The organism is Streptomyces sp. NPDC002643 (genome assembly GCF_053592555.1).
In genome coordinates this window covers 59,967-77,478 of the sequence record NZ_JBSFVY010000039.1, presented here as the reverse complement: position 1 = coordinate 77,478, position 17,512 = coordinate 59,967, and the positions used below count along the sequence as shown (strand labels likewise).

At 69.9% G+C, this 17,512-nt stretch carries 17 protein-coding genes and 1 pseudogene; 7 read left to right on the top strand and 11 right to left on the bottom strand.

The window, feature by feature from the left end; all coding sequences use genetic code 11:
• The first annotated feature begins 79 nt into the window (after positions 1-79).
• Positions 80-1,219: an MFS transporter gene (locus ACWD4G_RS38910; protein ID WP_451302208.1), complete on the top strand. Its 1,140-nt coding sequence runs from the start codon at positions 80-82 to the stop codon at positions 1,217-1,219.
• Between the two features lie 111 nt (positions 1,220-1,330).
• On the opposite strand, the gene ACWD4G_RS38905 is transcribed toward ACWD4G_RS38910, so the two are convergent.
• The gene (locus tag ACWD4G_RS38905) at positions 1,331-2,338 is read right to left on the bottom strand and encodes a helix-turn-helix domain-containing protein (RefSeq protein WP_451302206.1); all 1,008 of its coding nucleotides are present in this window, start codon (positions 2,336-2,338) and stop codon (positions 1,331-1,333) included.
• Between the two features lie 195 nt (positions 2,339-2,533).
• Between ACWD4G_RS38905 and ACWD4G_RS38900 the strand changes: the two genes are divergently transcribed.
• Positions 2,534-2,746, top strand: coding sequence for a hypothetical protein (locus ACWD4G_RS38900; protein WP_451302204.1), 213 nt, complete (start codon positions 2,534-2,536; stop codon positions 2,744-2,746).
• 60 nt (positions 2,747-2,806) lie between these two features.
• Here the strand turns inward: ACWD4G_RS38900 and ACWD4G_RS38895 are convergent, their stop codons facing one another.
• The 4 genes from ACWD4G_RS38895 to ACWD4G_RS38880 all read right to left on the bottom strand — a co-directional run bounded on the left by ACWD4G_RS38895 (position 2,807) and on the right by ACWD4G_RS38880 (position 4,783).
• Positions 2,807-3,661, bottom strand: coding sequence for a hypothetical protein (locus ACWD4G_RS38895; RefSeq protein ID WP_451302202.1), 855 nt, complete (start codon positions 3,659-3,661; stop codon positions 2,807-2,809).
• Between the two features lie 91 nt (positions 3,662-3,752).
• Positions 3,753-4,214, bottom strand: coding sequence for a glycine-rich domain-containing protein (locus tag ACWD4G_RS38890; RefSeq protein WP_451302200.1), 462 nt, complete (start codon positions 4,212-4,214; stop codon positions 3,753-3,755).
• 164 nt (positions 4,215-4,378) lie between these two features.
• Positions 4,379-4,525 (bottom strand): hypothetical protein, encoded by a 147-nt coding sequence (locus ACWD4G_RS38885; RefSeq protein WP_451302198.1) that lies wholly within the window; start codon positions 4,523-4,525, stop codon positions 4,379-4,381.
• Positions 4,526-4,558: 33 nt separating this feature from the next.
• Entirely contained in the window at positions 4,559-4,783 is a 225-nt protein-coding gene (locus ACWD4G_RS38880) for a hypothetical protein (RefSeq protein WP_451302196.1), read from the bottom strand.
• 454 nt (positions 4,784-5,237) lie between these two features.
• Between ACWD4G_RS38880 and ACWD4G_RS38875 the strand changes: the two genes are divergently transcribed.
• From ACWD4G_RS38875 to ACWD4G_RS38865, 3 genes are read left to right on the top strand one after another with little or no spacing between them, the layout of a single operon-like run.
• Positions 5,238-5,489, top strand: coding sequence for a hypothetical protein (locus tag ACWD4G_RS38875; RefSeq protein ID WP_451302195.1), 252 nt, complete (start codon positions 5,238-5,240; stop codon positions 5,487-5,489).
• On the top strand, positions 5,464-5,979 hold the full coding sequence (locus tag ACWD4G_RS38870; protein ID WP_451302193.1) for a DUF6879 family protein: 516 nt from the start codon (positions 5,464-5,466) through the stop codon (positions 5,977-5,979). Before ACWD4G_RS38875 ends, ACWD4G_RS38870 begins: the two co-directional genes overlap by 26 nt.
• Before the next feature lie 6 nt (positions 5,980-5,985).
• Positions 5,986-6,840 carry a helix-turn-helix domain-containing protein gene (locus ACWD4G_RS38865; RefSeq protein WP_451302191.1) on the top strand — a complete coding sequence of 285 codons (855 nt, stop codon included), beginning with the start codon at positions 5,986-5,988 and terminating at the stop codon, positions 6,838-6,840.
• Between the two features lie 270 nt (positions 6,841-7,110).
• Here the strand turns inward: ACWD4G_RS38865 and ACWD4G_RS38860 are convergent, their stop codons facing one another.
• From ACWD4G_RS38860 to ACWD4G_RS38840, 5 genes are all read right to left on the bottom strand, one after another.
• A complete protein-coding gene (locus ACWD4G_RS38860) occupies positions 7,111-8,154 on the bottom strand; it encodes a formylglycine-generating enzyme family protein (protein WP_451302189.1) in 1,044 nt (347 codons plus the stop codon).
• Complete coding sequence (ribA, locus tag ACWD4G_RS38855; protein WP_451302187.1) at positions 8,151-8,876, bottom strand: GTP cyclohydrolase II RibA; 726 nt, start codon at positions 8,874-8,876, stop codon at positions 8,151-8,153. Before ribA ends, ACWD4G_RS38860 begins: the two co-directional genes overlap by 4 nt.
• On the bottom strand, positions 8,873-10,750 hold the full coding sequence (locus tag ACWD4G_RS38850) for a WD40 repeat domain-containing protein (RefSeq protein WP_451302185.1): 1,878 nt from the start codon (positions 10,748-10,750) through the stop codon (positions 8,873-8,875). Before ACWD4G_RS38850 ends, ribA begins: the two co-directional genes overlap by 4 nt.
• Before the next feature lie 126 nt (positions 10,751-10,876).
• Entirely contained in the window at positions 10,877-12,148 is a 1,272-nt protein-coding gene (locus tag ACWD4G_RS38845) for an MFS transporter (RefSeq protein ID WP_451302183.1), read from the bottom strand.
• Between the two features lie 12 nt (positions 12,149-12,160).
• Positions 12,161-14,038, bottom strand: a complete 1,878-nt coding sequence (locus tag ACWD4G_RS38840) for a WD40 repeat domain-containing protein (protein WP_451302181.1) — start codon at positions 14,036-14,038, stop codon at positions 12,161-12,163.
• Positions 14,039-14,517: 479 nt separating this feature from the next.
• On the opposite strand from ACWD4G_RS38840, the gene ACWD4G_RS38835 reads away from it, so the two are divergent.
• Together ACWD4G_RS38835 and ACWD4G_RS38830 are read left to right on the top strand one after the other, a co-directional pair.
• Positions 14,518-15,306, top strand: a complete 789-nt coding sequence (locus ACWD4G_RS38835) for a flavin reductase family protein (RefSeq protein ID WP_451302179.1) — start codon at positions 14,518-14,520, stop codon at positions 15,304-15,306.
• Positions 15,303-16,073: pseudogene (locus tag ACWD4G_RS38830) on the top strand (carbon-nitrogen hydrolase family protein); the annotation flags it as partial. The gene ACWD4G_RS38835 and the pseudogene ACWD4G_RS38830, both read left to right, overlap by 4 nt.
• Here ACWD4G_RS38830 and ACWD4G_RS38825 read toward each other — a convergent pair.
• Positions 15,968-17,410: an RNA-guided endonuclease InsQ/TnpB family protein gene (locus ACWD4G_RS38825; protein WP_451302177.1), complete on the bottom strand. Its 1,443-nt coding sequence runs from the start codon at positions 17,408-17,410 to the stop codon at positions 15,968-15,970. The pseudogene ACWD4G_RS38830 and the gene ACWD4G_RS38825 overlap by 106 nt on opposite strands.
• Positions 17,411-17,512: the final 102 nt, after the last annotated feature.

Below are 17,512 nucleotides of genomic sequence, written 5' to 3'. Positions count from 1 at the left end.
GCTACGAACGCAAGGCCGAACACTTCCTGGCCTTCACCGCCATCGCCTGCAGCCTCATCTGCTACCGCAGACTCACCAAATGAGACGACGCCTTAAGGCACTGGGGGAGCTGAACCCGGTCGCGATGTCGATCATCACCAATGTCTTCACCGACCCCCGTGAACGCGCCCGCGCGATCGGGGTGTGGGGCGGTGTGGTCGGGCTCTCCTTCGCCGCCGGGCCGCTGATCGGCGGGCTGCTGGTGGACTCGGTCGGCTGGCGCTCGATCTTCTGGATCAACCTCCCCGTCGGCCTCGCCGCCCTCCTGCTGACCTGGCGTTACGTCCCCGAGTCCCGCGCTCCGAAGGCCCGCCGCCCCGACCCCGTCGGACAGCTCCTGGTCATGGCGCTGCTCGGTTCGCTGACGTACGCGATCATCGAGGCGCCGACGGCCCCGGCGGCGGAGGTGGCGCTCTTCGCCGCCATCGCGCTCACATCGCTGGCCGGACTCCTCTGGTACGAGCCCCGCCGCGCCGAACCCCTCATCGACCTGCGGTTCTTCCGCTCGGTGCCGTTCAGTGGGGCGACGGTGATCGCGATCAGCGCGTTCGCGGCGCTCGGCGGCTTCCTCTTCCTGTCGGTGCTGTATCTGCAGAACGTACGCGGCCTGGGCGCGCTGGACGCGGGCCTGTGGATGCTGCCGATGGCCCTCCCCTGCTTCGTCTGCGCCCCGCTCGCCGGCCGGCTGGTCGGCAGCCGTGGGCCCCGGCTGCCGCTGCTGGTCGCCGGGGTGTCGATGACCACGTGCGGCGTCCTGTTCGCGGTGTTCGAGGGCCAGACCTCGAACACCACCCTGATCCTCGGCTACGTCCTGTTCGGCCTCGGCTTCGGCTTCGTGAACGCGCCGATCACCAACACGGCGGTCTCCGGTATGCCCCGCGCCCAGGCGGGCGTCGCGGCGGCCGTCGCCTCCACCAGCCGCCAGATCGGCCAGACCCTCGGGGTCGCGGTGATCGGCGCGGTCCTGGCGGCGGGCGTGGGCACGTCCTCGTACGCCGACGCGTTCACCTCGGCGGCCCGCCCCGCCTGGTGGATCATCACCGGATGCGGCCTGGCCGTACTCGCCCTGGGCGCGCTGACGACCGGGGCCTGGGCCCGGCGGACCGCCGATCGGTCGGCCGGGCGGCTGGCGACGGCGGACCGGGCGGACGTCCGGGACGGCGCGGCGGTCGGCCCGTAGCACGGAGCCCCCAAGCCGAGGCTGCCCCGCCCGTGGGCCTGATCGACGACACCCGGGTTACGACCACCCCGCCTGACGATCCGCGCGCACCGTCCTGCCGTCGCGTACCCATCACGGCCGTGGCCGCGTCGGCTGCTCTTCGGAGAGGGCCCGGGATCGGTGTTCGCTGGGCGACAGCCCGTACACGGCGCGGAAGGAGCGGGTGAAGTCGGAGGGGCGGGGGATGCCCCAGCGGGCGGCGACGGTGTGGATGGGGGTGGCGCGCAGGGCGGGGTCGGCGAGGTCGCGGTGGGTGGCTTCGAGGCGTCGGCGGCGGATGAAGGCGCCGACTGTCTCGCCCCGGCTCTGCTGTTGGAAGACGCGGTGAAGATAGCTGAGCGAGATGTGGTGCGCGGCGGCGATGGCCGAGGGGGTCAGTTCGGGATCGTGCAGGTTCTGGCCGATGAAAGCCCGGATGCGTCGCGCCATGACCAGTTGCCGGGTCTCCGGGGGCAACACGGCCTCGGCCTCCAGCAGATGGGCGCACCAGGCCGACACCATGTCGAGCACGACCGTGCCGAGGCGGGGCCCGTCGGCCGGCTGGAGGAAGTCGGCCTGCCGCTCCAGTCCGGCGAGCAGGTCCGTCAACAGCATGCCCGGCCCGGTCCGCTCCGGCACGTTGCGGCACAGCAACTCCCGTACTCGGTGCGTCGGCAGGGGAAGCAGTTCCTTGGGCAGGTCGACGCCCACGCCCCGCAGGACGCGGCCGGGACGGAGGTCGCGGGGCTGAAGGTCGTACGGCTGTGAACTGTCGGCCAGGTGCAGGCTGCGCGGGCCGAAGACACCGGACCGTCCGGCGTGGTCGAGCGCCATGTCTCCGGTCACCATCAGCGTCAGGTGATACACCTCGGGGTCGTGTCGGCGCACCAGCTTCTGGCTCCGTCTGAAGCGGGTCGGCAGGAACGACGTCGGCCACAGCGTCACCTGCCCCAACCGCATCACGCGCCCTTCCGTCCAGAAGTCGGCGCTGTGGGAACTGATGACTTCGCAGGGTGACCGGGTCTCGCAGACGATGGTCCGCCACTGCTCGAATCTGTCCCCGGCCGGTACGTCCTCGCTACGGAAGACGGTCCCGATCATTGTGTTCCTTTTCCGCCGGACGATTTTCGCCAACATCCTCGCAAACATCGTCGCGAACAGCGGGCACAGTGGCACAACTCATCGCCCTACGTGCCCTGTTGATGTTGCTCTTGCGCCACACTGCGCACGGGCCGTCACCCGCGAGCGGGCCATCGGCCGGAAGCGGACCGTCGACCGGAATCGACTGGAGACGTCATGCTGGAGATCAACACAAGCAAGGTGACCCGCTGGGATCAGCACGGACGCGAGCACACCGTGCGCGTCCAGCGCTCGGGAGTGCAGCGCACGATCAGATGCGACACCTGCGGCTGGCGCAAGGGAGCCCAGTTCCTGCCCTGGCTGAAGGCCGAGGAACATCTCGCCGAGGCCCACCAGGCGACGGTGGACCCGAGCACGACGGAATCATGATCCGCCGGGAGCGGGTTCGAGTCCCCCGCCCCGTCGAAGCCATTTGGCGGAGGAACGATTTCACCTGCGGAAGTGTGGTGGCCCCTCCGATGGTGGGGGGTGGGTGAGCTGCACGGGACAGTCGTCGCGATACGTCATCCACTTCCGGGCGGCGGTGGTGAGGGCAGCCCTGTGGGGCATCGGGCGTGTGCGCTCCCAGTTCTCCCACGCGCTGTGGACGGTGCGCGCGAATGTCGTGACGGTGGCAGAGTCGGCCGCACGGTATGAGGGGACCTGCCAGGCGATCGTCTCGGCCTGCTCCGGTGTGTGGCCGGCGGCGATGAGCCGGGGGATCGTCAGGGCGGTGTCCGCCCACGCGGGGGCGGGGCAGGAAAGGGCCCAGTCCAGGAGCAAGAGGTTGCCACCGGGGACCACCAGCATGTTGTGCGGGGACATGTCCGTATGGGCGAGTCCTCGGCCCTGCAGTCCGGGCGGCACGTCCTCGGGCAGGAACTCGGTCCACCGTGTGTGAAGCGGCTTTTTGTTCAGTGCCTCGGGCCACGGCGCCTCGGACATGACGGTGAGTGTGCGCACCAGAGGGGCGAGATCGTCGGACCCTGGGGTCAGGTCCGGGTGCCGGCCGTCGATGTACTCGTACCCGTAGAGCAGCCAAGCGCCGGCGTCGACCTCCCACAGCACGGCGGGCGCGAGGGGTGCGCATCGCGTGACCCGGGCTTCGTGGCGGTACACCCATGCCTGTGGGTCGTCGTGCCGGGTGCCCTTGATGAACACTCGACCCGATGGTGTGTGGATGGTGCAGGCGAGACGGGACATGACGCCGTGCGGCGCGGTCTCGGCCGTTGCGACCGGACCTGTGCGCCGTTCGACGGCGGCCCGGGTCGGTGCCGGTAGGTCATGCCATTCGATGCGGTCCACCGCGGTCTCCAGTGTCGGGTCGAGCGAAACGGGAAGGCCCCCGGCCTGACCACAGCGTGGCACAGGCCGAGGGCCGGTCAGGGGGCGACGGCTACGGGTGGTTCGGGCTGTCCGAGCAGTTCGCGTGGCACTGCGAGCAGTCCGCGAGGTCCAGCTCGGGCCAGAACTCCATGTCGATCTCGTACCCGGCGAGGGTGATCGCGTCGACGGTCCGGGCGCGCAGCGCCTTGCCTCCGCCGTGCTCCTCCTTGTCGAGGAACCCGGGCTGGTGGTGCAGGAACCGGCCGAACGTCTTCTCGCAGAACTCCTGGTACGCATTGGTGTGGAGCAGGAAGGCGTGCCAGAAGTCGTCGACGAGCGGCGAGGGGCTGAGCGGCCGGTCGGCGTAGTCGCAGGCGGCGAGGAAGGCAAGCATCTGCCCGACGCCTCGGTCCGCCTTCTCCTCGGTCAACTGCGGGAACTTGTCGGTCATGTTGGATACGAGGGTTGCCCGCATCTCTGCTCCGAGCAGCCTGCGCACGTCGCTCGTCGGGCGTTCCTGCATCGTTGTCATGTGCGTTGCCTCCTTGAGTGGGTGGTGCTGCGGACGTGCGTGGTGCGTCCCGCCCGCCCCCGATGAGCTCACGGGGTGCAGGGGCGGACGGGAGTTGTCGCCCGCTACGGCACGCGGACGACGCCTGCCGCCCAGCCGGTTCTGGGGAGGCCGACGACAGGAACTCAGCCGCCCGGTTCAGCGCGGGCCTCGCGCCGTGTCCGGTAGTACTCCGTCTCCAGGGCGTCGAGTTCCGGGCACTGGCCCGTGGACTTCCCCTCCTTGTCGCGGTACTTCCGGCACTCCAGGCATGCGGCGCTGTGCGCGACCATCACGACGTACGCGGCCTCGACCGGGGGGCGGGCTCACGCGCGCTCACCTCGCGACCGGGCGTTGGCCGCTGCCACGCTCGCGCTCAGGGCCTCGGCGCGGGTGAGGCACCGGAGGCCGCCCGGCTCGGCGTCCCACTCCAGGCCGCCGTCGACCGGCCGCAGCTGCACGAACGGGCCCACGAATCCCATGACCCTGCCGACTCGTCTGACGGCGGTGTCCTCGACGGTGTCGCCAACGGCCGGCGCGTACACGGTCACCGCCTCTGCTTCCGGCGCGGCGGGTGATGGCGGCGGATCAAGACGTTCATGTCCGACACCCGCGACCAGTCGCCCTCCGCGCGGGCCTCGGAGCGTTGCCGGACCAGGGCGGCACACGCCTCACAGTCGGCCGGCGGCTTCGGCTCCTCAGGCGGAAGGCCAAGGAGGGGCGGTGGCCCCATCGTGGTCTGCCGGGGCGGGCGGGTGGTAGAAGTTGTCAATGTCTGCGCTCCTCTACAGCGTGGGCCGCGCCCCGGGGTGTTCACGCACCGCCGGGGTTTGTCATACGTGCCGACGCTAGGGACTGGCGCTCGCAGCCGCCACGAAGTTGCACCGAATTACACGGCAATTGAGGTGCAGAGGTCGTAGCCAGTACGCGCCCTTGACGGTGAGACTCCAGAGCATGACGGTGGTGTAAATCACTGCAACCAACTAGCTCGGAAGGCCAGCCGTCATGAACATTCGGTTCGTTGGGATCGACCCCGACACGGACGACGATGGATGCCCAACGGTATGGGTGGACACGGATACGGCAGACCTGCTGATCCAGAGCTACAAGGCCGACGAGGAGTCAACTGTGCGCTGTGACGAGCTGTCTCCGGCACGGGCTCCGATCCCGCCCACCGAAACCGTCATCAGGGTTCCCAAGCGGATGATTCCGATCATCAGGAAGGCGTGCGATGAGCTCGATCCCGGAGTTCGATGAACTCCTCGCCGGCACAGAACAGTCGGCGGTCCACCTGGAGATGCGGGATGTCTACTACAGCAACCCTCGCTTCGAGGCCTGGCAGCAGGGGCAGCGCACCAACTGGGATGACCGCTCTTCCTGGTGGCGACCCTTCCACCAGCAGATCGCGAACGCCGTCGCCCGAGGTGTGCTTGTCCGGCGTGCCAGGATCGTCTCGGAGCCCGTGACCGACTACATCCGCTGGGAGCACTACGTCACCCGGGCCAACGTCGAGGCGGGCGAGGAAGTGCGGTGGCTGCCCCGGCAGCACACGGCGGACCTTCTGATGCCCGGTTGTGACTTCTGGATCTTCGACGACCGGCTGATCCGCGTACATCACTTCTCAGGCGACGGGGCCTGGGAGGCCAAGGAACTTCTCGACGATCCCAGCATTGTGCGGATGTCCTCTGACGCGTTCGAGAAGATCTGGGAGCGCGCCATCCCGCACGACGAGTACGAGGTCAAGTAACCCGACATGCCCCTCTTTCCCACGTCCAGCATGCAGGAAGCGCGCGCAGCTCTCGCGGGGCGCCTGCGAGAGCTGCGGCTGGACGCAGGCATCACCGGTAAGGAACTGGCGAAGCGCTGCCGCTGGTCCGTCGCCAAGTCGTCCCGGATCGAGAATGCGGTCACGGCCCCGTCGGACGCGGACATCCGGGCCTGGTGCTCGGCCTGCGACGCGGGAAGCCAGGCCGAGGACCTGATCGCGGCCAACCGGCAAGCCGACTCCATGTACGTCCAGTGGAAGCGGCTCCAGCGCACCGGCATGAAGCACCTTCAGGAGGCATCGACGCCCCTGTACGAGCGCACCCGTCTCTTCCGCGTGTACGCCTCCCATATCGTCCCCGGCTACCTGCAGACGCCCGGCTACGCGACCGCCCTCATGGGGACCATCGCGGCGTTCCGCGGCACTCCCGACGACGTGGGCGACGCGGTCGAGGCCCGCATGCGCCGCTCACGCGTCGTCCACGAAGGAGACCACCGCTTCGCGACGCTCATCGAGGAGGACGTGCTCCGCCACAGGGTCGGGGATACGGATGTGATGGCCGGCCAACTGGGCAGCCTGCTCGCCTCCATGGCGCTCCCGTCTATTTCGCTGGGGATCATTCCCGCTGCGGCCTCTCGGGAACAGATCATGTGGCCCCTGGAACAGTTCACGGTCTTCGATGACGTGCGGGTCCACGTGGAACTGCTCGCCGCGAAGGTGACGGTCACGGCGCCTGGAGAACTGGACCTCTACCTGCGGGCGTTCACGCGGCTCAGAGAACTCGCGGTGCACGGCGCCGAGGCGCGGACCCTGATCCTGAAGGCTATTGAGGCGCTGCACTGACCCCTCCGGGCATGACGAAGCGCCCCAGCCACGGCAGTGATGACCGTGACTGGGGGCGTTGTGGTGACGTTGTGGTGACTCAGATCGTGGCGTCGGGTAGCCGGGGCTCCACCCATGTGATCCGCTGCTCGGGGTCGTCGAGGCAGCCGTCGTGCTCGCCGAGGCGGCCCATCCCACCGGGCCCGGCCCGGCCGGGACCCCGGGGCGGGCCTCGGCACCCGCCGGCCCGGACGGCAAGCTGCCCTTGGGCATATCAGTCCTACCGGAGACTCATGATCCGCCGCGCGCGGGCCCCGGTCGTTCGCCCGTGGCCAGTCGGAAGCCCACGGGGTACAGCGGGCCGGGGAAGGCGCCGTGGCGGCGGCGGGTGCGGGTGAGGTCGCCGAAGCGGCAGAAGCTGCCGCCGCGGGCGACCCGGTAGGTGCCCATGGTCTGCACGAGATGGTCGTCCACGAAAGGGCCGCCGGGGTAGGGCACATAGCTGTCGGAGACGTACTCCTCGACGTTGCCGCCCATGTCATGGGCGCCGAACGGGGACCGGCCCTTCGGGAAGGCGCCCACCGGTGTGGTGGTGTGGACGCCGCTCTCACGGGTGTTGGCCGCGTCGGCGTCGAACTCCTCGCCCCAGGGGAACGCCAGCCCTTCGGGCCCCTTGGCGGCGTACTCCCACTCGGCCTCGGTGGGCAGCCGCCAGGGATGGCCGGTCACGGAGGTCAGCCAGGCGGCGTACCGGTCGGCCTCCTCGGCCCGGACCCCGGCGACCGGATGGTTCGCGCGGTCCCAGGGGCAGGCCCCCAGGTACCAGGTGGTGGGCCGGTGGTCATGGCCCGTCTCCCGCAGGAAGCGCGCGTACTCGCCGTTGGTCACCGGATACACGGCGAGCCAGAAGTCGGCGAGTTCGACGGTGTGCGGCGGGGTCTCCTTGGCGATCCACTCCTCCTCGACGCCCACGTGCGCCCAGGCGCGGGTGACCGGTCCCACCTCGCTCTCGGGCAGGCCGATCGGGGCGGTGGACGCCGGGACGTGGACGGTGTGCGGTACGAGGCCGATGCGGGGGTCGCCGATCAGACCGAGCAGGCTCCCGGCGGCCAGCCGGTCGGGCAGGGGGACGTCCGGGTCCTCCACCGTGGCGACGAGGCCCGCCGGGTCGGCGCCGTACGGGTTCGGGTCGGTGCCGTACGGGTTCTGCGCGCCGGGGCCGGACCCGGGCACGCGTCCGAACCGGCCCTCGCCGAGCCCGGGCACGCGTCGGGGCTCGGCGAGGTCGGCGTGCTCCTTGAAGTGGGGCGAATGGGGGACGTCGGCGAGCCTCACGCCTGGGTCTCCTTCGGGTCGGAGGGGGTGTCGGTGAAGTCGGCCGTCCGGTCGGGCAGCCCGGTCAGCCGATGGCCCCCGAGGCGCGCCTTCGCCTGCAGATAGCGGAGGTTCTCGTGGGTGACGTGCACACCGGTGGGGACGACCTTCTCCACATCGATGCCCAGGGTCCGCAGTTGATCCACCTTGTCGGGGTTGTTGGTGAGCAGCCGGATACGGGAGAGGCCGAGGGCGAGGAGCATGGCCGCGGCGTCGGCGTAGTCACGTTCGTCGGCGCCGCGCCCCAGACGCCGGTTGGCCTCGAAGGTATCGATGTTCTGGTCCTGGAGGAGATACGCGTCCAGCTTGTTGTAGAGGCCTATGCCGCGGCCCTCCTGCCGCAGGTAGACCACGGCGCCTCCCTCGGCGGCGACGCGTTCGAGGGCCTCGTCGAGTTGGGGGCCGCAGTCGCACCGGGCCGAGCCGAAGACGTCCCCGGTCAGGCACTCGCTGTGCAGACGTACGAGGGGGGCGGGGGCGGGGGCCATGGCGCGGGACGTCGTCGCACCGGGAGGCGGCGGTACGAGGCACACCACGTGTTCGGCGCCGTCGGAGAGTCCGTCGAAGGTCACCAGCTCGGCACGGCGTCCGGCGGCCCGGCCCAGGACGATGTCCACCCTGGCGCGGAGGGCCGCCTTGTTCGTCGCAACGCCCGTGCCACCGGACGTCGTCACGCCCGTCATACGGCCACCGTCAGGATCTCGTGGAGGCGGATCGAGGCGAGCACACCCACCGCGTCCACCGACCCGGGGGTGCGGCCGACCAGGGCGATCCGGCCGTCCCAGGCGGCGGCCACGACGCGGTCGCGGTCCCAGGCGAGCATGCAGGACAGTCCCTGTCCGAACTCGTCGACGACCCGGCCGGAGGCGAGTGTGGCGGCGCTGTCCGACCAGTCGATCTCCCAGGCGTACAGGCCGAAGTCGTAGGAGCCGGCCAGCACCACGGGATGGTCGGGGGTGCCCAGCAGGCCGACGCATTTGACGGACTCGTCCGGGCCTAGCAGGGTCTGGACGGCGATCGCGCGGTCCTGGCAGAGGGGGGCGCTGAGGTCGCCCTGCTGTCCGGTGAGCAGTCGGCCCACCTTCACGGTGTGGTCGCGTGAAGCGCTGGCGGCCACGGCCCCGTCGAGTTGGGCGACGGCGTTGACCAGGTTGCCGTGTTCCCAGAGGGTGACCCGGTCGCCGTACGCGCCGGAGGCCACCGTGCGGTCGGTGGCCGCGGACAGAAAGCCGGGGCGTCCGAGGGAGGTGAGGGACTTGACCGATCCGCCGTGGGCGTCCTGGGTGTCGATGACGTCGAGGGTGTCGGGGTCGAGTGCGACCAGTTCGCCGTTGTAGGTGCCGGCCACGAGGACGCCGCCGTCCAGGCAGAGGGACGGCACCGGCGCGCCCAGTGGCTCGCCCACCGTGCGTACGCCGTCGTGGGGTCCGCCCGTCCAGGCGATGACTCGTCCGTCGTAGGTCCCGGCGTAGATGACGTCGCCGCGTACCGCCAGGGAGAGAACGGGTCCGTCGGCCATCCGGCGCGTCTGCGGGGGCGCCGAGGGGTCGTCGGGGTCGAGGGCCACGACCGCGCCGGAGTCGCAGCCGACGAGGAGGTGACGGCCCTTGCGGGCGAGGGCGTTGGGGCCGTGGGTGGGTGTCGTCGGCGCGTGCAGTTCGGTGCCGTCCTCCAGTGCGAACAGGTGGGGTTCGCCCCAGAAGCTGCCTGCGGCGACGACGCCGTGGGCCGTGGCGACCGATCGCGGCCAGATCCGGGGGTCGGCGACCTGGCGGAGCCGTGTCCCGGAGCGGTCGTAGAAGTGGAGGCCCCCTTCGTAGGCGCCGATGACGAGGGTCCGGTCGTCGGCGGACCACTCCACGCCGCGCGCCGCCGACCGGGAGACCTGGAGGGAGGCGAGGGTCTTCAGCTCGGTGGAGAGCAGTTCGACCGTGCCGTCGTCCCGGGCGATCGCGAGGACCGTGCCGTCGTGCGACCAGGAGCAGCCCTCGATGGACGAGGCGTAGCGGCGGGTGACGGGCTCGGTGTCGTCGTCGGGGGCCGTCACGGAGACGAGGCCGTCCTCGCCGACGGTGGCGACCAGTCCCCGGGCGCTCACCGACGCCATCATGCAGTGCGCGGTGTGCGAGCCGATCTCGTAGAGGAAGGCCCCGGTGGCCGTGTCCCACACGGTGGCGCGGCCGTCCTCCGACACACAGATGAGCCTGCGCCCGTCGGGCATCCAGGCGACCGAGTTGATGTCGTCGGTGTGCCGTGCCAGGACGGTGACGAGGGTGCTGTCCCCGTCCTCGGCCACCCGCCAGACGGCGGCGGTCTTGTCGGCGGAGGCGGTGGCGAGGAGGGCGGGGTCGACCGGGTTCCACGCGGAGGAGTTGACGAGGCGTCGATGTCTGAGCCTGGTCAGGAGGACGGGACGGCGGGGTGTGCTGGTGTCCCAGACGATCACAGTGCCGTCGTACGAGGCACTCGCCAGGCGTAAGCCATCGGCGCGGAACGCCACATGGGTGAGGGGGGCGGCATGCCCCGACGGGTTCTCCGGCAGGTCGATCGTGCGCATAGTCGATCCCTTGGCCTTGGGAGCTGGGTCACTGGCTGGTGGCCACCGGCCGACCGGTGGCAGGCAGGTGGCCGGCCGCTCGCCATCTACGGGTCGGCGGCCGGCTCTACGGGCTGGTGGCCGGCTCTACGGGTTGGCGGCTTCGTATGTCGAGGACGTGGTGGCCGCCGGCGCGGGGTGGTCGGTCCATCGGGGCCAGAAGCGGGCCAGGCAGACGAGGGAGAGCGCCGCGGCCGAGCCGAGCATGACCAGGACCGCGGTGCTGCCCCCCGCCCGCTGCACCACCGGGATGAGCAGGGGGGCCAGCAGGACGGCCGCGCCGCCGATGAGGTTGAACAGGCCCTCGGCCCGCCCCACGAACTCGGGCGGCAGATACTTCACGATGATCATCGCCGAGACGGCCGTCATCGCCGAGCGCACGGTGAAGAACGCGACCATGCACGCCATGAAGCTCCACGGTGAGGGCAGCGCCATGACGAAGAGGGCGGCGGTCATCACCGTGGCGGACGCGGCCAGGACCGCCCGGGGACGCGTCCGCGCACGGGCGGCGATATAGACGCTGCCCGCCAACGCCCCCAGGTTGGCCAGCGCCTGTGCGGTGCTGACGCCGCCGGCGGAGATCTCCCAGTGGTCGCGCAGGTACCAGACCATGAAGGACAGCACTCCGATACCGCTGACGAAGTGCAGGGGCAGGGAGGTCAGTTGGACGTACCACACGCGTTTCTCGGCCCTGACGACGCGCCAGCCCTCGGCGATCGAGCGGGCCAGGCCCGGCCGCCGCTCCCTGGGCGTGGGCGCCTTGGCCGGGGGGTGCACGCCGATCAGCCAGACCACGATGGGCGCGAGGAACGTGGCGGCGTTGAACCACAGCAGGCCCAGATAGCCGATGAGTCCGACCCCGGCGGCGACCAGCAGCGGCCCGACGATGTTGGACGTCACGAACAGACTGCTGAGCACGGCCCGGGAGCGGGCCGCGTTGTCGGGGAACATGCTGGGCACGCCCGTGATCCAGCCCATCCGGTACATCTCGCCGCCGAGTTGGATCACCGCGGTGAAGGCGAACAGCAGCCAGGTGGCGGCGTGGTCCGCCAGCACCGCCAGGTTCAGGGAGACCGCGCCGACGAGTTGCACGAGCAGACCGGGGACGACGAACACCCTCGGGCCCCAGCGGTCGACGGCCGCCCCCAGCCAGGGGCTGATCAGCAGCATGGCGGGGGTGAGCGCCGCGAGCAGGGACATCGTGGTGAGCGAGCCGGTCAACTCGTAGACGAACAGGGGGAGCCCGACCTTGTACGCGGCCTCACCCAGGTTGTTGAGGAAGTTCCCCGAAGCGAAGACGACGAAGCGGCGGTCTCGCCAGGGGGCGGCCTCCACGTCGGCCGGAGTCGATGAAGTCATGTGCCCAGTCGATCAGTTGACGCCGATGTCGTGGTGGACGAGGGTGTACGCGGCGCGCCTGCGGGGCAGCCAGGTGTCCTCCAGTTTCGCGAACGTGCCGTCCTCCGGCGGCTTGTCCAACCGGTAGAGGGCCAGCAGGCCGGTGCGGCACCCGATGAGGAGGAGGGGTCGCCCGGCACCGTCGCGGACGATCCTCAGCGCCTTCGGGTAGTCGGGCATGTCCTCCATGAAGCCCACGAAGTCGTTGTCCTCGTAGGTGTACGCGGCGACCTGCATCCCGTAGGAACTGACGCAGACCAGGCCCTCGTTGACGACCGCGTTCTCGGGGGTGTTGGACAGCAGGTCCCGCCAGGTGCGGGTGACGCCCCTGCCGATCTCGATCTCCTTGAGACCGCCCTCCCCGACGACGTACACGAAACCGTCCTGCGCCCACATGCGCTTGGGGTACTGGCCCTGGTCCAGGCGCCACTTGGGTTCGGTCCGCCCGGGTTCGAAGACGGCGATGACGCCGTTGCGGGTGCCGAGGACGAGGTCGCCGTCCGGCAGATAGGTGCCGGTCCACACGGGCAGGTCGTCGACTTTCCGGGTCGCCAGGATCTCGCCGGTGGCGGTGCTCAGTTCCGTGGCGCGGGCGTTGCTCGCCACCACGGCCCGCGTACCGTCCGGGGAGACCTTGACGGTGTGCAGCAGGGCCTCCGGCAGTGGCGTGCGCCAGAGCTGTTCGCCGTTCCGGTCGCGGCGGAAGACCTGGCGGTCCCTGCTGATGCCGATCCATCCGCCTTCGACGGGGGCGATCCGGCGGGTGAAGCCGTGGCCGGTCACATGGTCGTCGAGGAGGTGGAGGGTGGGTCCGGTCGCGGACTGATGGACCTGGACGACCGCGACTCCCGAGTCGGTGGCGCAGTAGAGAACGGACGGGTCCTCCAGCGAGGGCTGGATGTCCCAGACGGCCTGCCGACGGAATCCCATGCCCTTGACGAAGGAACCGTCGGCGGTCAGCTTGACGATCTCGCCGTCCTGGCACAGCACGAAGACATCGCCGGCGGGAGTCACCGTGATATCGGAGAGCTGATGGGAGAAGCCGGTCACCGTACGCTCGATCCGCAACTCCCGCGAGGAATTGTCGAAGATATGCAGCTCGCCGTCGAAGCCACCGGAATACGCCCTTCCGAAGTCCGGTGAGAAGGCGACGAACTCCACATCGTCCCGGGCGAAGAGAACCTCGCCCTCCTTGGCGCCGTCCGGGGTGACGACGACAACGCCGTTGGCGATGTCGGTGTTCTCGCCCTCGCCGAAGTCCTGGGTGCACCAGAAGCGGTCGTGCCGGGCGTCGTAACGGACCCGGTGGATATTTCCTTCGTCCAGCTTCACATGGTCCGGGAAATTCAGGTCGGTGAAATCGCCGAAGCGCAGGCTTCCCTCTTTGTCCGACACCGCGTGGAGCGTCGGATGCTCGGTGCAGGCCCACTCCATGGGGCTGTGCCCGAACAGACCGGGACGGACCTCCAGTACGTCGAAGGTCTCCAGGTCGATCACCAGCATCTGGTGGTGGTAGCCGGCCGTGACGAAGACCCGGCCGTCCCACACACCGATCCCCCGGGCGCTGACCGGGGACGGCTCCTCCCCCTCGATCAGCGTGGCGGGGTCGCACACGGTCGCCGGGTCGAGGCGGTTCACCAGGTCCAGGGTGTCGAGGGACCAGCGGAACACGGCCCCCATCCTGTCCCGCCCGATCACCCATCCATCAGCCACCGTCAGGCCGTACAGCGGTCGCCCCTGCCGGACGCGGGGGGAGGAGCGCACCACCCTCAGTTCCTCGTCGAGGAGGTGGACCCGGCCGAAGGAGTCCGACGCCACCAGGCCCTCTCCCTCGACCCAGACGATTCTCATGACGCGATCCGTCAGCTCCACGACCGCCCTCTCCGGATTTCTCGCACAAGGAATACGGGGAATTCATATGCGCCGGCCCGGCCCGGGCCCATTCGAGGACGGGCCCGGGCCGGACGGTCGACTACTTGAGGTCGCGCACGTTGCGGCGAATCGGCTTCTTCATTTCGAGACACCCCCTCCCGCTTCCGACGACACGATCGATGCGCAATGAATGCATGCGCAGCGCATCGATGTTTCGACGATTCACCGGCGAACACAACCCCATGTCACGTGATGCACATCACAGCCGAACACGTTTAATGAAGGTGCGGGCGCGCGCATCTGCGAAGTCGAGGAGTGCCCTGGAGCACCACCGGAAAAGACGGCCGAAACGCAGCGCAATGGCCGGTATTCGTCGGCCGGATCGCCGAAACAATGACAGCCGCATACGCGTTAGACTGACTGGCAATTCCTTCCCACCGCATGACGGAGGCGGCGCCGTGCCCCAGGACATTCCCGCGCAACTGTGGAAAATGGCCACGACGACGGTCGGACTCGTATCGGTCCGGCACGACAGCGAAGTGAATGTCATGTCGGCGGAATGGGCCTACTTCGTCAACAAGGACCCGCTGTACGCGGCCGTCGTGCTCAGCCCCCGCTCCGCCTCGCGCGGACTCATCGAGAGCATCGGGGAGTTCAGCGTCACCCTCTGCTCGGAGGACCAGCCGGAGATCGCGGACTTCGCGGGCAGCTTCTCGGTGGAGACGATCGACAAGACCGCCAGCGAGCTGATCACCTTCGGTGAACCGCGCGCCGTGAAGAGCCCCTGGGTCGAGGGCGGTGTGGTCGGCCTGGAGTGCGTCCTGCGGGAGACCGTCCCGTTCCCCGTGCACACCATGTACGTCGGCGAAGTGGTGGCCGTCCACCTCCCCGAGGAGAACCGTCGCCCCCTGGTGAAGCACGGCGGGATGCACGCCCTGGGCGAACCGCTGCGACGCACCGCCGTCGTGGCGACCGCCCAACTCGTCGAGGACGAGGTGCTCCGGGTCGCCGCGACCGGCCCGGCGGCCGACGGGGCCGACGAGGCCGACGAGTGGCGCATCAGCCTGCTGACGCCCGACGGCGAGACGGTCGACCTCGGCCGCCACCCCTCCGCCGAGTACGGGGACTTCCTCGTCGACCTCCCCCTCCCCGTGGACCCGGCACGGCTCACCGGCGGCAGGATCAAGGTCGAACGCCCCGGCGCCCGGCCCGGTTACGCCCGCCTCGGCACGACCCTCCGCCGATGACCGGCGATCTCCCCTCAGCCCCTCTCCGGGTGGCCGTCCTGCAGGCCAGGGCGAAAGCCGGCGACATCGAGGGCAACGCCCGTCGCGCGGCGAGCCTCCTCGACACCGTCACCACACCCGGGGTGCGCCTGGCCGTATTACCCGAACTCCACCTGTGCGCCTACGACTTGGACGCCCTGACCGCCGACCGGGACGGCGGCACGATCGCGGCGGACGACGCGAAGCGCGTGGCCGACATACGGCTGGACCCCCTGGTGGACGCCGCCGCGCGCCTGGGCGTGACCGTACTGACGGGCGCGGCCGTCCGCAGACCCGACGGGACGCTGACCAACTCCGCCGTGCTGATCGACCCGTCCGCCACGGTCTCGGTGGTCTACGACAAGGAACACCTGTGGCAGTCGGACGAGGCCGCGCTGTTCACCCCGGGCCGGGGCGGCGACAGCGAGGGCGAGAGCGGCGGTCACGGTCACGGTCACGGCATGGTGCGGGTCGACGACTGGCGGCTCGGGCTGGGCATCTGTTACGACATGTCCTTCCCGGAGCACGCCAGGCATACGGCGCTGTCGGGGGCCCACGCCTACCTCTGCCCGAGCGCCTTCGCCGCCGGCGCCGAGCACCGCGCCGCCGTCTACCTGGCCGCCCGGGCACTGGAGAACACGATCTACAGCGTCTTCGCCAACCCCGTCGGCGGCCCGCCCAACCGCCCCACCGTCGGCGCCAGCGCGGTCTTCGCACCGGACGGGACCCTCATCGCCCGGGCCCAGCCCTCCGACAGCGAGCAGTCGATCGTGGTCGAACTCGACCCCGGCCGCATCCAGCGGGTCCGCGGCTTCCTGCACATGCTCGCCGAGGAGAAGTCCCGCCGACAGCCGCCCACTGCCTGACGCGGTACCTTCGACGACAGGATCGACGGGCCCTGTCCTGCCGCGACGTTGATACTCGCATTGGTGTCCGCGTTGCAGGTGAAGCCGCAGGAGGAACAGACGAACCCGGCTTGGCTCTTGCGCGAGTTCTTGTCGATCCATCCACACGCGCTGCACCGCAGACTGGTGTAGGGGGCGGGAACGTCCTGGACCCGGCCGGGGGCCTTGTGCTCTGTACGCTGCCGCAGCAGGCCCCAGCCCTGGGCGAGGATCGCCCGGTTCAGGCCGGACTTCTGCGCCACGTTCCTGCCGGGCCGCTCCACGGTTCCCTTCGCGGAGCGAGTCATGTTCCTGATGTTCAGCTTCTCGAACCGGATCAGGCCGTAGGAGCGGGCGAGCATGGTGCTGGCCTTCTCACACCAGTCCTTGCGCCGGTTCACCTCCCGCGCCTTGAGCTTGGCGGCCTTCGCGTACTCGGCCGCCTTCTCGGGACTGCCCTTCTTCGCCCGTGCCGCACGCCGCTGATGCTTGCGGACCTGGGCGCGCTCCTTCACGGTGAGCTGCGGGCAGTTCAGAGTGCGGCCATCCGACAGAGCCGCCGTGATCGTCACGCCCCGGTCGATACCGATGACCTCGCCCGTGCCGGGCGCGGGGGTCGGCTCGGGGATGACGGCGAAGGCGATGTGCCACTGCCCGTTGCGGAAGGTGACCCGGAACGTCTTCGCCTCGGGCGGTAGCGCGCCCTTGCCCTTGACGCTGAGGCGGAAGCGGACCCAGCCGCAGCCGGGCACCCTGACCTGCGCCCATCTGCGGTTGAGCTTCTGCACGACGACGAAGCGGCCCATGACCTGCTTGCCGGTCTTCGCGTTCAGCCTCGGCGACCCGTCCGCGTCGTACTCGGGTACGCGGTCGGTGCCGATGACCCGGAAGCCCTCATGACGGAACTTCCTGCGCCAGGTCGGCTCACCGAAGCCCGAGGTGAAGCGGGCCTTCCTGGCCTTGGCGAAGTCCTTGAGGGCCTGCTGCTGCACGTCGGCGTTCCCCGAGCCGAGCCACTCGTTGTCGCGCCGGGCCTCGGTGAGCTGGCGGCACTGCTCGACGAAACCGGGAGCGGACTTGCGCCACCCGCGCCAGTGCGCATGCTGCTCGACGGCGAGATTCCAGACGTACCGGGCGTGCGCACAGTGCGTGAGCATCTGCTCTTCCCGCGCGGGCGTCGGGTACATCCGGAAACGAGACATACCGCGAACCTAGCCACCCCGTTCCCCACCCGCGCACCCCTTCGACCACCATCACCCGCACGAGTGACCCCGATCTCCCAGCCGGCGTCCTTGGTGAGTCCG

What these genes read in the sequence shown, in the direction of transcription:
- ACWD4G_RS38910 (WP_451302208.1), top strand. Translation starts at nt 80, where the DNA reads ATGAGACGACGCCTTAAGGCACTGGGGGAGCTGAACCCGGTCGCGATG.
- ACWD4G_RS38905 (WP_451302206.1), bottom strand. Translation starts at nt 2,338, where the DNA reads ATGATCGGGACCGTCTTCCGTAGCGAGGACGTACCGGCCGGGGACAGA.
- ACWD4G_RS38900 (WP_451302204.1), top strand. Translation starts at nt 2,534, where the DNA reads ATGCTGGAGATCAACACAAGCAAGGTGACCCGCTGGGATCAGCACGGA.
- ACWD4G_RS38890 (WP_451302200.1), bottom strand. Translation starts at nt 4,214, where the DNA reads ATGACAACGATGCAGGAACGCCCGACGAGCGACGTGCGCAGGCTGCTC.
- ACWD4G_RS38885 (WP_451302198.1), bottom strand. Translation starts at nt 4,525, where the DNA reads ATGGTCGCGCACAGCGCCGCATGCCTGGAGTGCCGGAAGTACCGCGAC.
- ACWD4G_RS38875 (WP_451302195.1), top strand. Translation starts at nt 5,238, where the DNA reads ATGAACATTCGGTTCGTTGGGATCGACCCCGACACGGACGACGATGGA.
- ACWD4G_RS38870 (WP_451302193.1), top strand. Translation starts at nt 5,464, where the DNA reads ATGAGCTCGATCCCGGAGTTCGATGAACTCCTCGCCGGCACAGAACAG.
- ACWD4G_RS38865 (WP_451302191.1), top strand. Translation starts at nt 5,986, where the DNA reads ATGCCCCTCTTTCCCACGTCCAGCATGCAGGAAGCGCGCGCAGCTCTC.
- ribA (WP_451302187.1), bottom strand. Translation starts at nt 8,876, where the DNA reads ATGACGGGCGTGACGACGTCCGGTGGCACGGGCGTTGCGACGAACAAG.
- ACWD4G_RS38850 (WP_451302185.1), bottom strand. Translation starts at nt 10,750, where the DNA reads ATGCGCACGATCGACCTGCCGGAGAACCCGTCGGGGCATGCCGCCCCC.
- ACWD4G_RS38845 (WP_451302183.1), bottom strand. Translation starts at nt 12,148, where the DNA reads ATGACTTCATCGACTCCGGCCGACGTGGAGGCCGCCCCCTGGCGAGAC.
- ACWD4G_RS38840 (WP_451302181.1), bottom strand. Translation starts at nt 14,038, where the DNA reads ATGAGAATCGTCTGGGTCGAGGGAGAGGGCCTGGTGGCGTCGGACTCC.
- ACWD4G_RS38825 (WP_451302177.1), bottom strand. Translation starts at nt 17,410, where the DNA reads ATGTCTCGTTTCCGGATGTACCCGACGCCCGCGCGGGAAGAGCAGATG.